General features: G+C 54.0%; 11 protein-coding genes and 1 tRNA gene. 8 read left to right on the top strand and 4 right to left on the bottom strand.

Going from position 1 to position 15,810, the window contains the following annotated elements:
- Positions 1–96 precede the first annotated feature (96 nt).
- Complete coding sequence (locus tag ABD920_RS17715) at positions 97–489, top strand: VOC family protein (RefSeq protein WP_345160851.1); 393 nt, start codon at positions 97–99, stop codon at positions 487–489.
- A gap of 134 nt (positions 490–623) precedes the next feature.
- On the top strand, positions 624–1,568 hold the full coding sequence (locus ABD920_RS17710; protein WP_345160850.1) for an NADP-dependent oxidoreductase: 945 nt from the start codon (positions 624–626) through the stop codon (positions 1,566–1,568).
- Between the two features lie 220 nt (positions 1,569–1,788).
- Here the strand turns inward: ABD920_RS17710 and ABD920_RS17705 are convergent, their stop codons facing one another.
- Positions 1,789–2,988: a phosphoglycerate kinase gene (locus tag ABD920_RS17705; protein ID WP_345160849.1), complete on the bottom strand. Its 1,200-nt coding sequence runs from the start codon at positions 2,986–2,988 to the stop codon at positions 1,789–1,791.
- A gap of 293 nt (positions 2,989–3,281) precedes the next feature.
- Here ABD920_RS17705 and ABD920_RS17700 point away from each other — a divergent pair, with 293 nt between their 5' ends.
- The 4 genes from ABD920_RS17700 (at position 3,282) to ABD920_RS17685 (ending at position 9,051) form a co-directional block, all read left to right on the top strand.
- Positions 3,282–5,984, top strand: a complete 2,703-nt coding sequence (locus tag ABD920_RS17700; protein ID WP_345160848.1) for a D-alanine--D-alanine ligase family protein — start codon at positions 3,282–3,284, stop codon at positions 5,982–5,984.
- A 146-nt stretch (positions 5,985–6,130) separates the two neighbouring features.
- Positions 6,131–6,859 (top strand): PASTA domain-containing protein, encoded by a 729-nt coding sequence (locus ABD920_RS17695; RefSeq protein WP_345160847.1) that lies wholly within the window; start codon positions 6,131–6,133, stop codon positions 6,857–6,859.
- A gap of 72 nt (positions 6,860–6,931) precedes the next feature.
- Entirely contained in the window at positions 6,932–8,746 is a 1,815-nt protein-coding gene (locus ABD920_RS17690; protein ID WP_345160846.1) for a T9SS type A sorting domain-containing protein, read from the top strand.
- Positions 8,743–9,051 (top strand): rhodanese-like domain-containing protein, encoded by a 309-nt coding sequence (locus tag ABD920_RS17685; protein WP_345160845.1) that lies wholly within the window; start codon positions 8,743–8,745, stop codon positions 9,049–9,051. The genes ABD920_RS17690 and ABD920_RS17685 overlap by 4 nt, the downstream gene beginning before the upstream one ends.
- Positions 9,052–9,365: 314 nt before the next feature.
- On the opposite strand, the gene ABD920_RS17680 is transcribed toward ABD920_RS17685, so the two are convergent.
- Positions 9,366–10,652, bottom strand: coding sequence for a site-2 protease family protein (locus ABD920_RS17680; RefSeq protein WP_345160844.1), 1,287 nt, complete (start codon positions 10,650–10,652; stop codon positions 9,366–9,368).
- On the bottom strand, positions 10,642–11,271 hold the full coding sequence (locus tag ABD920_RS17675; protein WP_345160843.1) for an HAD family hydrolase: 630 nt from the start codon (positions 11,269–11,271) through the stop codon (positions 10,642–10,644). Before ABD920_RS17675 ends, ABD920_RS17680 begins: the two co-directional genes overlap by 11 nt.
- Before the next feature lie 102 nt (positions 11,272–11,373).
- Here ABD920_RS17675 and ABD920_RS17670 point away from each other — a divergent pair.
- Positions 11,374–11,447, top strand: a tRNA-Ile gene (locus ABD920_RS17670).
- A gap of 355 nt (positions 11,448–11,802) precedes the next feature.
- On the opposite strand, the gene ABD920_RS17665 is transcribed toward ABD920_RS17670, so the two are convergent.
- Entirely contained in the window at positions 11,803–12,678 is an 876-nt protein-coding gene (locus ABD920_RS17665; protein ID WP_345160842.1) for a helix-turn-helix domain-containing protein, read from the bottom strand.
- Positions 12,679–13,109: 431 nt separating this feature from the next.
- On the opposite strand from ABD920_RS17665, the gene ABD920_RS17660 reads away from it, so the two are divergent.
- Positions 13,110–15,788, top strand: coding sequence for a PQQ-dependent sugar dehydrogenase (locus ABD920_RS17660; protein ID WP_345160841.1), 2,679 nt, complete (start codon positions 13,110–13,112; stop codon positions 15,786–15,788).
- Positions 15,789–15,810: the final 22 nt, after the last annotated feature.

Genomic DNA, 15,810 nt, shown 5'->3' with positions numbered 1-15,810 from the left:
TGCTGGCTTTTTTGTTTTTAAATTTGAGGCCTGATTTATATATAATCCCTGTGGCTCTATATAAACCATCGTTTTTAGCCCAGCACACTTTTGCCTATGCATCCGATTTCCGCTACCATCAACCACATTGCCCTGCACGTGCACGACCTTAGCCGGAGCACAAAGTTTTATGAGGAGGTGCTGCAGCTGCGGCAGATACCCGAACCGTTCAAAGACGGGTGGCACGTGTGGTACAGCATGGGAGGGCGCAGCCAGCTGCACCTGATAGAAGGCGCCCCAAGCCATATCGTGCACCAGAAGAGCACCCACATCTGCTTCAGCGTTGCGAGTTTGGAGGATTTCATGGCGAACCTGGAGGAGTTGCGCATCCCCTACGGAAACTTCGAAGAGACTTCCAAAACCCCGAACATGCGCTCAGACGGAATCCGGCAGATCTTTTTCCAGGACCCGGACGGCTACTGGCTAGAAGTGAATGATGATCATGCATAGGTTGAAGCCCTGTGCTTAAAGCCAATAGGTTAGCTATAAAGGTAGTTGCAGGATTTCAGCTATGTAGCTGCTCTCTACAACCTTTTGCGCTTCATACAGTTTGAAACAGAAAGCCATGAAATAAAACTGAACTTATGAAAGCAATTACTTTACCTGAGCCGGGGGGCGTAGAAAATTTCCAGATTGAAAATATAGAACAACCAGTGCTCCAGAAGAATGAGGTGCTGGTGAAAGTAAAAGCCATCAGCATCAATCCTGTCGATACCAAAACACGCGAGGGCAAAGCCTTTTATAACCAGCTGAAAGAAGAGAGCAAAGTAATCTTAGGCTGGGACATTTCAGGAATTGTGGAGGCTGTAGGCGAGGATGTAGAGTATTTTAAAGCGGGAGATGAGGTGTTCGGGATGGTGAACTTCCCTGGCAGCGGGAGGGCTTACGCCGAGTATGTGGCGGCCCCGGAGGCCCATCTGGCACATAAGCCGGCCAACATCTCGCATCAAGAGGCCGCTGCCGCTACCTTAGCCGCCCTTACGGCCTGGCAGGTGCTGGTACACGAGGCAGACATTCAGCCTGGGCAGCGCGTGCTGATCCATGCTGCAGCGGGTGGGGTAGGACATTATGCCGTGCAGATAGCGAAATTCTTTAAAGCTTACGTGATAGGCACAGCTTCTTCTGAAAACCATGCCTTCTTGAGAGACTTAGGAGTAGACGAGTCGATTAACTATAAAAGTCAGCAAGTGGAGGATGTGGTGCAGAGCGTGGATATAGTACTCGACTCGCTGGGTGAGGAAAACACACGCAGATCCTTGAAAACGCTGAAAGACGGTGGCAAAATTATCTCCATACTGGGTGGTGCAAAAGAGGAGGTGCAGGCGGAGGCAAGCAAGCGAAACATAGAGGCGAAGAATTACCTCGTGCATTCCAGTGGCGAGGATATGGCAAAGCTGGCAGACCTGCTACAGCGAGGTATCCTGAAGTCGCATGTGGCCTATACCTTTCCTTTCGAGGATATGGCGAAAGCGCATCAGCAGGTAGAAACCCGTAAAACCAATGGGAAGGTAATTGTTCTTGTAGATTAAGAAAATATAGTTGGCGGCTCAGCCTCGTTTAGTCATACAAGCCGAGGTCAGCATATCCATATATTCCATATATCCTAAATGTACAGGAGCTTCAGACTGTAGTGTGAATCCAGAGTTTTTAACATTCCACTGGATGGTTCATATTATGGCTTGCATATAAAACGGAAGCCCCTCTGGTCAGAGGGGCTTCCGTTTTATATGCTTTTTCTAAATGCATAAATTAATAATCGTCCCGCTCGATGGCGGCCACGCCCGGCAGCTCTTTGCCTTCCATATACTCTAGCAACGCGCCGCCGCCGGTCGATACATAGGATACCTTGTCGGCATAGCCCAGCTGGCTCACGGCTGCAGCGGAATCGCCGCCCCCGATGAGGGAGTAAGCGCCACGGCGGGTAGCTTCCACCACGGCCTCAGCCACCGCTTCGGTTCCAACCGAGAAGTTCGACATCTCGAATACGCCCATCGGGCCATTCCACAGGATGGTTTTCGAGTTGGCGATCACGGCGGCGTACTCTTCGCGGGCGTTCGGGCCAATGTCCAGCCCCATCCACATGGGCTTGATGTGGTGGCTCAGGCAGGTATCGATGTTGGCATCGTTGCTGAACTCGTCTGCTACCACCGAGTCAACGGGGATCATCAGCTGCACGCCCTTTTCGCGGGCCATGGCAATCAGGCGCCGGGCCAGTTCTACCTTGTCTTCTTCCACCAGCGAGGAGCCGATATTGCCGCCGTCTGCTTTGATGAAGGTGTAGGACATGCCGCCACCGATGATCAGGTTGTCCACTTTGTCCATCAGTCGCTCGATGATGAGGATTTTGTCTGAGATCTTGGCACCCCCCATGATAGCGGTATAAGGGCGCTCCACGTTCTCCAGCACACGGCGCGCGTTCTCCAGTTCTGCCTTCATCACATACCCCACTACTTTATCGTTCGGGAAGTAGCGTGCAATCACGGCCGTGGAGGCATGCTCGCGGTGCGCCGTACCGAAGGCGTCGTTCACGTACACATCGCCTAAAGCGGCCAGCTCTTTGGCAAAATCCGGGTCGCCTTTCTCCTCGGCCTTGTGGAAGCGCAGGTTCTCGAGCAACAGAATCTCGCCCGGCTTCAGGTTATGCGCCATCTGGGCAGCCTCCGGGCCAATGCAGTCGTTGGCAAACCAGACGGTGGTGTTAAACTCATCTTTCAGGCGGTCCACCAGGTGCACGAGTGAGAATTTCTCCTCAGGACCGCTTTTTGGGCGCCCCAGGTGCGACATCAGGATAACCGCGCCCCCGTCGTCGAGGATCTTCTGGATGGTGGGCACTGCCGCACGGATGCGGTTATCGTCCGTGATGTGGTATTTCTCGTCGAGGGGCACGTTGAAATCTACGCGCACCAATGCCTTTTTGCCGGCAAAGTTATACTGGTCTATGGTTCTCATGAAGTGGTCTGGTTTCGTTATCCGATACTCGTTGTTCGTTATTTAGAAATTTTTGTTGCTGCGGCAAATATAGCAAAATGGGTATAAGTTGTGAGGCGGAGCATGATTTTGTAAGCAGGGGTGCTGTTCCTGCGCCTGCAAATCAGCCAATGTATATACCCGGCTGGCCAGGGGCTTTGCTGCCGCGTAACCTCCTCAGAAGGGCAGCAGCGGGCAATGCCAACCGTGAAAACAACTTTAAACTCATTATTTTAAATCTTAACTTTACTTCCTGAATTGTTACCTTTGCAGGAATGAAAGTAGGAATAATTTTCGGTGGGCCGTCGCGGGAGCGTGAGATTTCGTTTGCAGGTGGCCGTACGGTTTTCGATAACTTAGACAAGGCGCTGTTTGAGGCAGTTCCGGTATTTGTTGACAGCTTCGGCAATTTTATATTGCTCGACTGGCAGTATATATACAAAGGCACCATCCGGGACTTTTACCCGCCCGTGGACGCCCTGCCGGAGACGGAGCACGGCCTGCAGATCTATATGGAGTCGCTGGGCGAGCTGAGCATTGCCGAGCAGGACGCCATCATCGCCAAAGCGGGCAGGCGCCTGCTGCCCCACGAGTTCAAAAACCATTTCGACTTCGCGTTTCTGGCGCTGCACGGCCCCTACGGCGAGGACGGCAGCATACAGGGGTTGCTTGAGTGGTACCATATCCCTTATTCCGGCTCCGGCATCCTGCCCTCCGCTATCGGCATCGACAAGGCCGCGCAGAAGGAGATGCTGAAGCAGCACGGTTTCCCCACCCCCGATTACAGCACCATCCAATACGGTGACTGGTCGGACAAGACCAGGCGCGGGAAAATATTCGAGCAACTGGTAGACAAGCTCGGGCTGCCGCTGGTGCTGAAGGCGCCGCACCAGGGCTCCTCTATCGGTGTCTCCATCATCAAGGAAAATGACTTCGCGGCTTTTGAGGCGGGCGTGGAGCGCAGCTTCTTCACCAAAACCATTTACAAGAGCCAGTGGCTGGCGATGGGCGAGGAGAAGCAGCTGACCAGCATGAAGCAGCTCGTGGACATCCGGGAGGGGATCGGTATGCCGGTCCTGCTGCAGGACGGCACGATTGTATACCACCCGGAGGAACTGCTGCATCATATCAACTACACCTTCAGCAGCACCGCCACCGACAGCCTCACGCTCACCAACGTGGAGCACGAGCAGCAGATCCTGGTGGAGGCTTTCATCAAAGGCAAGGAGTTCTCCTGCATCGTGGTGCAGGACGAGACGGGCAAGCCGCTCGCGCTGCCTCCGACGGAGATCGTGAAAGGCAGCGAGGTGTTCGATTACCGCTCCAAGTACCTGCCCGGCCTGAGCCGCAAGATCACCCCGATCAACCTGCCAACCGAGCAGATACAGGAAATACGGCAGGCGACCAGCAAGCTGTTCAGGGCCTTTGGCTTTAACGTGTATGCCCGCCTCGACGGCTTTATCACCGACAGCGGCGAGATCTTCCTGAACGACCCGAACACCACGTCCGGCATGCTGCCGTCGTCGTTCTTCTTCCACCAGGCAGCGGAGATCGGGCTGAACCCGTCACAGTTCCTGACCTATATCATCCGCACCTCGGTGGCCGAGCGCCTGAAGTCGGGCAAGGACACTGTGAAGCTGACGCGGCTGTTGCAAAAGCTTGATGGCGCGATCAAGGATGAGCAGGCGCACCGCCACGACAAAATACGCGTGGGCGTGATCATGGGGGGCTACTCCTCGGAGCGCCATATATCCGTGGAGAGCGGGCGCAACATATATGAGAAGCTTTCCTCGTCCACCAAATACGAGCCGCTGCCCATCTTCCTGACCGGCAGCAACGAGGCGCACCGCCTGTACACGATCCCGGTCAATATCATGCTGAAGGACAACGCGGACGACATCAAGGAAAAGATCCAGCACTTCGAGAAGGGGGGCAAGCCGCACCCGGTGCTGGCGCAGATCATAGAGGAGGCGGAGAGCATCACCCGCAAGTACACGGGCCGCAGCCTGCAGGAGCCGCAGCGCATTACGTACGCGCAGCTGAAAAACCTGGTGGATGCGGTGTTCATCGCCCTGCACGGTCGCCCGGGCGAGGACGGTGCGTTGCAGGCGGAACTGGAGAAGCTGCATATCCCGTACAACGGCTCCGGTATCCGTTCGTCGCGCATCACCATCAACAAATACGACACCAACGAAATCCTCGCGAAGCACGGCGTGCCGGTAGCCAAGCACCAAATGGCGCTGAAAGAAGACTGGCTGCAGGACAAAGAAGCGTTTTTCCAGCAGATAGAAGCAGCTTTCCCATATCCATTTATCGCGAAGCCCGCAGACGATGGCTGCAGTTCTGCCGTTAAGAAAATAAAGAACCGCCGCGAGCTGGAGGCCTTCTCCACGCTGATGTTCCGCGACATGGAGGAACTGGATACGGAGTGCGCTCGCACGCTGTCGCTTGGCTTTAAAGAGGAGTTCCCGAACAAGGCGGGCTTCCTGGTAGAAACGCTGATATCCCGAAACGGGGCGAAGCACTTCCTGGAAGTGACCGGCGGCCTGCTGACCAAATACGGCCCTGACGGCGGGGTGGAGTACGAAGTGTTTGAAGCCTCCGAGGCGCTGGCCGAAGGCGAGGTGCTGTCGCTGGAGGAGAAGTTCCTGGCGGGCGAGGGGCAGAACATCACACCGGCGCGCTATGCCGCCGACCCGGTGCGCCGCCAAAAAATATCCGACAAAGTAAAAGAGGACCTGAGGCGGGTGGCGCAGATTTTGCAGATAGAAGGCTACGCCCGCATCGACGCCTTTGTGCGCGTGCTGGAGAACGACGAGGTGGAGACCATCATCATCGAGGTAAACTCACTTCCCGGTATGACGCCGGCCACCTGCATCTTCCACCAGACGGCCATCAGCGGGTACAAGCCCTACGACTTTATCAACCGGATTCTACAGTTCGGCATCGAGCGCAACCGGATGAAAGCAGAAGGTTAGAGAGGAAAAGATGGATGTGGTTGTTTAGGAGCGATTTTAAAATTGCGGTGAACAAGCGGCAAGCTAACCATTGAAAAATTTAGGAGTTATATTCCCCCATGTTTAGAGCGAAATCATTTGTAGGTGTTCTCATACATCTGAGCCTGATGGCAATTATTGTGGTTGCCATGATCGTAGGCTTCTTTTATATATACCTGCCCTCTGCCACCAACCACGGCGAGAGCATTTCGGTGCCCCGGATTGAAGGCATGCAGCTGACGGATGCCGAGGAGCTTCTCGAGCAACAGAACCTGCGTTATTTCATCAACGACTCCAGTTACAACTCCAACCTGAAGCCCTATACCATCCTGACGCAGGACCCGTCGCCGGACGCGAAGGTGAAGGAAAACCGCAAGATCTACATCAGCGTGAACATGAAGAACCCGCCGATGATAAAAATGCCCAAGCTGATCGACGGGTCGGTGAAAAATGCGGAGCTCATCCTCAAAAGCTACGACCTGAAGAAAGGCGAGGTCACGATGGTGCCGGACCTGCAGCAGAACGCCGTGCTCAAGCAGTTTGTGAACGGCCAGGAAGTGAAGCCGGGGGAACTGATCCCGAAAGGCTCGGTAGTGGACCTGCACGTGGGCGACGGCCTGGGCAACACGGAGTTTGAGGTGCCGGACGTGGTGGGCATGCCCGTGGATGAGGCGTCGGTGCTGCTGGTGGGGCAGGGGCTCCAGATCGGCAACATCATCTATGTGCAGGGCAGCGAAGAACCGGACGGCACCGTGCTGAAACAGCGCCCGTTTGCCGAGGTGGGCGCCGTGATCCGGGTCGGGGAGTTCGTGGACCTCTGGGTGGCGGGCGAGGAGCCGGTACAGGGCATCGAGTAAGATAAGCTGAAAATAGTAGGAGCGCCTGCCCGAAAACGGCGGGCGCTTTCGTTGTACATGCAAAGCAGGAAGATGAGAAAAACGCTGGCGCTTTTACTTTTGATGCTCTGGGGGGCGGGAACGGCCATGGCACAGGCCGTGCTGCAGCCGCTGCAACAGGAGGTGCGCCAGCCGCAGCGGAACAGCGTGCCCCTGCGTATGGCGGCTGTCTCTCTTCCTTTTTTCGATGATTTCGCGGCCGCCTCGGTCAGGCCGGACGAGGCACGCTGGCTGGCAGATGGCGGCGTATATATCAACAACCGCTACGCCCTGGCGCCCGTCACCATCAATGTGGCCTCCTTCGACGGCTTGAATGGGCTCGGGCAGCCGTATTCCCCGGGCTCAGCCAGTGCCGGTGCCTCCGATACGCTTACTTCGCAGCCCATCCAGCTGGGCAGCCTCACCTCCCAGGATTCGGTGTATCTCAGCTTCTACTGGCAGTCCGGGGGGCTGGGCGATGTGCCGGACCTGACCGGAAGCAACCTGCGCTACCTGCAACTGGAGTTTAAAGACAAAGCCGGCGCCTGGCGCGAAGTGTGGCGGCAGCCAGCCGTTGGTGCTGTGACAGAGTTTGCGCAGGTATATATAGGCCTGAAGGAAGCAGCGTATTTCCATAACGATTTTCAGTTCCGTTTCCAGAATGTGGGGCTGCGCAATGGCCTGGCCGATGTGTGGAACCTGGACTATATAGAGTTCGCCAAAAACCGCCGCAAAGGCCAGAACACATCCCGCGACATTGCCATCAGCCAGGGCGTGAGCAAGCTGCTGCAGCACTACACGGCCATGCCCGCACGGCAGTTCCGGGCCAACCCGGAAGGCGAGCTGGCGCAGGAAGTGCGCGCTACCCTGAACAACCTCGGCGGGCTGCCGGGCGCCATCAGCTGGCGCGGCTATATACAGCAGGTAGACGAAGCCACAGAAAACACGTTTCTACGCGGCCAGGACCTGGTGCCTGCCGCCGCCTGGCAGTACGAAATAACAGGAACCCCCGGCTTAAGCAGCCTCCGCATTCCCGGAGAAGGCCATTTCACCCTGCTCCACGGCATCCAGCTCGACACCAGGGAACCGGACCCGCTGCAGCGCGCCAACGACAGCACCGAGCGCAAAACAGTGTTCTCCGACTACTACGCCTACGACGACGGCACGGCAGAGGCAGGCTTCAGTTTTGTGGGCACAGGCAACACGCAGGTGGCGCAACGCTTCAGCCTGAACGAGCCGGACCAGTTGAGCGCTTTCCGGGTGTACTTCCCGCGCATTGGCGGCAGGGATATGTCAGGCTCCCCGCTTTCCTTCCGGGTGTGGGCCGGCAACGACAGCGTGCCCGGCGAGGTGCTGCATCAGCAGAGTTTCCAGATCCAGTACACTGACACGCTCAACGAGTTTTACGAGGTAAAGCTCACGAAGCTGGTGCCGGTGGAGGGGAGCTTCTATATCGGCTGGTCGCAGAACGGGAGCTCTTTCGTGAACATCGGGTTTGATCGGAACGAAAATGCCCAAGGCCGCCGCTTTACCTACACCCCAACCGAGGGCTGGACACCCGAGACAACCCTGGAAGGCGCCGTGATGATGCGCCCTGTGCTGGTAGGGGAGGCCCTGGGCATCGAGGAGGAGGCGCTTGCCGCCGCCATGCGCGTGTTCCCGAACCCATCCGGCGGGGAAGTGTTTATCAGCGAGCCTTACGAGCAGCTCACTGTCTTCGATGTCACCGGCAAGCAGGTATATGCCCAAACCTTTGCAGGACCTCAGCAGCCAATAATCCTGCGCCATCTGGCACCAGGACTCTACACTTTGCGTATTCAAACAAGGAAAGCAGTTGTCATCAAGAAACTAATACTGACAAAACTATGATTACTTCATCGACAGACATCACAGCAGAAGAACTGAAGGAGCGCCTGAACAAAGGCGAGACCCCGATCATCATCGATGTGCGGGAGGACTGGGAATACCAGGAAGCCAATATTGCCGGGGCTAAAAACATACCGCTTGGCATGCTGCCGCAGCGCATGGACGATATAGAGGATTACAAAGACCAGGAAGTGATTGTGCAGTGTCGCTCCGGCGCGCGCTCCGCCAATGCCAAAGCGTTTCTGCAGCAGCAGGGCTTCAGCAACGTCCGCAACCTGCTGGGAGGGATCCTGGCTTATAATGGCTGATTTTCAAGTCCTGTTCAGGCGTGTCTTGCTATATAGGGCAACCTAACGTACACTTGGTTTCTCCTCAGGATCTCCAGGTATATTATATATTGCCGAAAATCCCATCTTCGGAGCATTCGGGGTGGATGAAGGAAGGAATGGCATCGAACCAATTTAACCCTACACGCCGACATAGGCGCTGATTTATATATAAGGCGCAGCATTAAAAAGGAAAGCGGCAGATAGTCTATATGCTACCTGCCGCTTTCCTTTTGCTAGCTTCTGCCTTATCATTGCAAAACGGGAATGATGGCAAACTATAACTTCCTAAACCGCTACTCAATTATAAAGGGAGAAGGGCTGAAGCAGAGAATGAAAATGACAAATGCCAGGATGCCCAGTGCCTTGCGCAGCGGCGTGAGCGGTCGTTCGTCGGGGCAGGAGGGGTGAAAGATGCCCATCACCCGCGACAGCAGCAGCCCAAACACCAGCCAGCCGCTGTAGCCATCAGCCTCCGGGAAGGCGAAGGAGATCAGCACCTGGGCGAGCAATACCGTGCCGGCCAGGTACAGCGTATACGACAGTCTGGGGGTAGCCGGCTTCAGCACGAACACCAGGTACAGCACATAAAAACCCCACAGCCATATATGGCCGGAGAATTCCGGCAGGATACCCGCAAGGCTGTATTGCAGCAACAGCATAGACATGGCTGCCATAAGGCCGTAGCGTTGATTGTCTAAGATTTTGCTGAAGGCCCAGTACGTGAAGGGCGCCAACACCAGCAGCAGTTCCTCTGACCATACCGGCTCGCTGTACGGGGAGATGATGCCCAGCCCGGCATACGTGATAAACAAGGTGAAGAAGATGGGAGAGAGGCGGTTGAAGCGCGCATAGCCGATTAAGCCATAGAGCACGTGTCCGCCGTCTAACTGGCCGATGGGCAGCAGGTTCAGGGCTGTAAAGAACAGCGCCAGGTACCCGGCAAACACCAGCGGGTAATGAATCACCTCATATTGGTTGGGGAGCAGCGCGGGGTCGGCCACAAAGCGCTCAAAGGCGATAAACAACAGGTTCCGGCCCAGGGCAAAGCTGCCAGTGTTATCGCCGTAGACATGCTGCGCGTAATCCAGCCCAAAGCGCTCGTACTCCGGGTGAATGCTGAAGATGTACTCCGGCGGTGGCAGGTGCGTAAAGGCGTAAAACAGCAACGGGATGGCCACCACAAAGCCCGCCAGCGGACCGGCAACGCCTATATCGAAAAACTGCCGCCGCGAGAAGATGCGCTGCTTTATCCGGATAAAAGCGCCCATGGTGCCCAGCGAGAACGTGATGCCGAACCACAGCGGGATATAATAGGGAAGCGTGACGTTGGTACGGTAAAATCTGGCCGTAAAGTAATGTCCGAACTCATGCACCGTCAGCACGCCCAGAAATGGAAGCGAGAAGTAGAGGCCGCCAAGGAACTCTGCCCAGGTAATGGTGCCCGTCCAGTCGAATCCCTGCGGGCCAAGGAAAAAAAGCTTGCCGAAGCGCCACTCCGTGCCCGCAATGGTGGTGGTGATGAGCGTCAGGCAGAAAAGCAGCAGGTGCAGGGTATAGGTGCGCTGCTGCTTAGACAACATCCTTAAAGAACTGGTTGATGGTAAGCGGCGGCTGCAGGTGCAGGGTCTTGAGCCCGACTTTTTTCGCACTTTCGATGTGCTGGATGCTGTCGTCTATAAACAGGGTTTCCTGCTTCTGGAGCTTGTTCATGGCGATGATCTCCTCAAAAACCAGGGCATCAGGCTTTCGCTTCCCGATCAGGTGCGAGTAATACGCCTGCTCAAACAGCGAGTCGAGGCTGGGGATGGTGAAACTGTGCGCCACGATCTCGTTGAAGCGCTTCTGGTGGATGGCGTTGGTGTTGCTCAGCAGGAAGATGCGGTATTTCTTGCCCAGTTCCAGCAGCAGGTCGATGCGTTGCTGCGGGATGTCGAGCAGCATCGCGTTCCAGGCCCTGTCGATTTCCTCGTCGGGCGCGGTGATGCCGTAAGCGTCGCGCAGCCCGGCGCGGAACTGCTCCGGGGAGCTGGCACCAGTCTCTAACATGTCGAACAGCTGCGACTGTTCGCGCTGATTGTAAGCGATATGGCAATTATCCTTGCACAGTTTCTGCAGCTCCTGAATGCTCCGGTTGTAGTCGAGGTTGATGATGACCCCGCCCAAGTCAAAAATTATATTCTTAATTTGCGTCAGATCCACGTAAAAATTTTCCCTTTCTGTTTGAAATATTGAATGCAAATATGTAGAATTGCACTCCCAAATCAAAGAAAGCCTCTCCTAAAGGGCCTTTTTAGCGGGAACGGGCCTATAGCTCATTCGGTTAGAGCAACTGACTCATAATCAGTAGGTGCCTGGTTCGATTCCAGGTGGGCCCACTTCATAATAAAGGACTTACGAATAAACGTAAGTCCTTTTGTTTTAAACATGGTTAAAACCCGTGACGTGTAAAGGTTCAATTGATCCGCTACACTTTACCCCTTAATTTCATCTTCATTTATTACTATTGCTATAATTGTGGGCTTGTGGGTAACTCTGCCGAGTTACCCACAAGCCCACAATTATTACTTGATTTTTAGTCTTTCTATACACTGAGGGAGCGCTTCCGAAGTATGGCAAGCAAGGTGAAATACTAAAAAATTCGGTTCATTAGGTGTAGCGAATCTATAGGACCACGACATATTATCATCTGTGAGTCTGCTCATCCTGGTTAGATTATATTTCTCCGAATAATTAACGGCGCAGGGTGCTGGTGTAATGATGCCGGTATCTCAAAGGGCTTACTTTATATAGCTTTTTAAATTGTCTGTTAAAATTTGAAAGGTTATTGAAGCCGCATCCAAAGCAAATGTCGGCTACACTCATCTTATTTTCAATTAGCAGTTTGCTCGCATGGCTTATTCGGATATCGGTCAGGAAACTGCTGAAGGTCTTTCTGGTCCGCAGGCTGAAATAACGGGAAAAGGAGTTTTCTGCCATGTTTACTAAGTTCGCCACCTGGGCAATGTGTATCTCTTCCCTGAAGTTCTCCATTACATACTCAAACACTTTACTCAGCCTCTCAGATTCCAGTTCGTTCCGGCCGGTAAGGGTAGCGTCAGAAATAAACTGGTATTCATCTGAAACAGACAATAAGTGAAGGATTTCCAGAAGTTTCATCCAACGGGCCAGTCCGTTTAATTGAAGTAGCTCCAGCATCTTCTCGCTCGTGAGCCTGTTCGTTTCCCCGATAATATCCAAGCCTCTTGCTGAGCGGGAAAATAGCCCTTGTAAGGCTTTGGCTTCCGGTAAAGACAGAAAGTGATGCCCAAATGAATGCTCAGAAAAATGAATGACAACGGACTTTGCCCTTCTTGCCGATTCCGGCTCATAATATATCGGGTCATTTCTGTACAAATGGGGTAGATAAGGCCCCATCAAAGCAAGGTTGCCCGGTCCGAACTCGCTTATCTTATCACCGATAAATCGTTTGCCGGTGCTTTCGGTTACCAGCACCAATTCATACTCCGGGTGAAAGTGCCAGGGGGTAGGATAGTAGTTGTAATCAAAAAACTTAGCTACAAAAGATTCCCCTGAATCCAGGGGTAAATGTTCAAGTGCGGGCTTCATATTGGTTGCGTATATATGAATATAAAACAATTCTGCTTTAAATCTCTCTGTATGTGGCTTTTTATGTTAGAATAGTATCAGTTTTGAACAGAATTGATGTAGAATGAGTGCTGGAGCATATATATCTTTATAAAAGGGTAGTGATAAAGAAATAATGCTGGTTCAAAAATACAGCTACGGCTGCCCTCGCTCGCCTCTGGCGAGTGTGAGCTATAGGTCGGCCTCTGGCCGCTTAGAAACCATAACATAGAGTTAAACGGGCGGGACGCCTCCTGATAACTCACACTCGCCAGAGGCGAGCGAGGGCATAGCATTACTTCTTTATCACTACCTATAAAAGTTTAAGGATAAAATAAGTCAGGATGAAACCTTCTGAAATCTTCAGAATCTACAAGAGCCATTTTGTTGTGAGTCTTAGTATTTGCATTTCCATGGCAGGAGGCCTTTCTTCCTGCAAAAGAACGAGCGACAGCACGCAGACACCGTTGGCAGTGCCGGACCAGACCCGCTTCCAGAAAATAGAGCTGGTTTCTAATCTGAATGAGCCTATGGAGCTTCAGGTCCTGCCAGATGGGAATGTCCTGTTTATTGAGCGACATGGCACGGTGAAGCTATATGACTCTAAAGAAAGCAAGGTGCGTGTTCTGGCAAAGCTACCGGTTTTTCATGACCTGGAAGACGGTTTGCTGGGCCTGGCTTTAGACCCTGACTTTGCCTCCAATCATTTTATATATCTCTTCTACTCCCCGGCAGGCGAGAAGCCAATGCAGCGGGTGTCCCGGTTTGTGCTGAAGCCCGACTTACTGGATCTGAAATCCGAGAAAATACTGCTGGAGATTCGCACGCAGCGCACAGAATGCTGCCACTCTGCCGGCTCACTTGCCTTTGGACCTGACGGAAACCTATATATAGCTGTGGGTGACAACACCAACCCGCACAACCCCGGCTACTACAATTCCATTGACGAAAGAGAGGGCCGTGCATACTGGGACGCGCAGCGGACCGCCGGCAACACCAATGACCTGCGGGGGAAAGTGCTGCGTATCAAACCGGAGCCGGACGGTACCTATTCTATCCCGGAAGGAAACCTGTTCTCTAAGAATACCCCGAAGACCCGGCCCGAGATCTATGCCATGGGGCTTCGCAACCCATACCGCATCACAGTTGATCCGAAGACCGGGTGGTTGTACTGGGGCGACGTAGGGCAGAACACCATCGACGATCCGGCCAGAGGCCCGATCAGCTATGACGAATGGCACCAGGCAAAGAAACCCGGCTTTTTCGGGTGGCCTTATTTTGCCGGGGACAACAAACCCTATGCGGATTTTGACTTCGCCACCGAGAAAATCGGCCCGTTCTTCGATCCCAAAAAGCCTGTAAACAATTCGCCTAATAACACCGGGCTCCAGGAACTGCCTCCGGCTGTAGGCGCTTTGATCTGGTATTCCTACGATGAGTCAAAGGATTTTAAGAACCTGGGTACGGGCGGCAAAAGCCCCATTGCCGGCCCTTTCTATCACTCCGAGCTATATAAGCAGCAGCCTGCCTGGGTGAAGGATAAACGCAGGTTCCCTGATTATTACGACGGGAAGTGGTTCATTGCGGAGTGGATGCGCGACTGGATTAACGTGGTGACCCTGGACGAAAACGGGAAGTTGGTGGACATTGAGCGGTTTATGCCGTCCGTTAAATTCGACCACCCGATTGACCTGGAGTTCGGTCCTGACGGAGCGCTCTATGTGCTGGAGTATGGCACAGCGTGGTTTGCCCAAAACCAGAATGCCCGCCTCGTCCGGATCGACTATATAGAAGGGTACCGGCCTCCGGTAGCCAGGCTTCAGGCGAGTAAAACAGCCGGCGCGGTGCCGCTTGAGGTTACGTTCTCGGCAGCGGAGTCCTTCGATTATGACAAAAACGATAAGCTGGCATATGAATGGCAACTGGTGGGGCAGGATAGAGAGCTCCGGCAGGGACCTGAGGCCAGCTACCAGTTTGACAAACCAGGCTCCTATATAGTACGACTGAAGGTAACCGACAGCCACGGCCTGAGCACGACCCAGGAGATGCGGATTGAGGCAGGGAATGAACGACCGGAGGTAGCCATCAACATCATGGGCAATAAGAGCTTCTACTGGCAGCAGCAGCCGGTCGCCTATCAGGTGGATGTGAAAGACAAGGAAGACGGAAGCCTGGCTACCGGGAAAATTGCGCCTGAGGAGGTACTGGTCACGGTTGACTTAGCCGACATGGGCACTGATTTAACGTTACTGGCCCAGGAACAGGAGAAGTCGGCTTCCCTTTACCTGCATCCGGGGCAGCAGTTCATCAGCCAAAGCGACTGCCTGAGCTGCCATCAGGAAAAGTCAAAGTCTGTTGGGCCATCGTGGCTGCAAGTCGCGGAACGCTATAAAGATAACGAGGAGGCGGTGGATGCCTTAACCCAAAAAATCATCAAGGGCGGGAGCGGCAACTGGGGGCAGGCGGCCATGTCGGCCCATCCGCAGCTGAAAGAGGAGGAGGTGTCTGAAATGGTGAAATACATCCTGGATATAGGAAAGGAGCAGCAGGCAGATAACCGGTTACCGGTGAAGGGCACGTTTCAGCCGGATGAAAAAGCGGAGGGGCTTTATATATTCCGTGCTATATATAAAGACAAAGGCTTTGGGAAAACCTCCCCCCAGGTGGGGCAGGCTAGCCATGTGCTGCGCAACGCGAAGGTCTGGGCCATATACTGCGATGAGAACACAGGGGCAGTCCGGTATAATAATGCCTATATCCGATTTCCAACAGAAAAGAGCTACATCACCTTCCGGGACATCGATATGACGGGCATCGGAAACCTGAACCTGGCTTTTGCCACTACTTTCCCCTGCAGGCTGTCCTTCAGGTTGGATAAATTCGATGGCCCCGAAATAGGAGCATTGGATTTGCAGCCCACGGAGGCACCCAAAGGAAACATCACCGATGTTATCACCGACTGGAAGGAACAGGCTGTCAGGATAAAGGCCCTTAGCGGCAAGCACACGATCTATATAGTAGCCACCGATTTCCCGGAAGGCCATGACGGCAACAGTTATCTGAGCCTCAACTGGGTTCATTTCCTGCCTTAGGGTGATAATACAAAACATGAAA

It is taken from the genome of Pontibacter saemangeumensis (assembly GCF_039541895.1).
Classification (GTDB): domain Bacteria; phylum Bacteroidota; class Bacteroidia; order Cytophagales; family Hymenobacteraceae; genus Pontibacter; species Pontibacter saemangeumensis.
Note: the sequence above shows the minus strand (reverse complement) of the source record. Positions and strands in the feature narration are given on the sequence as shown.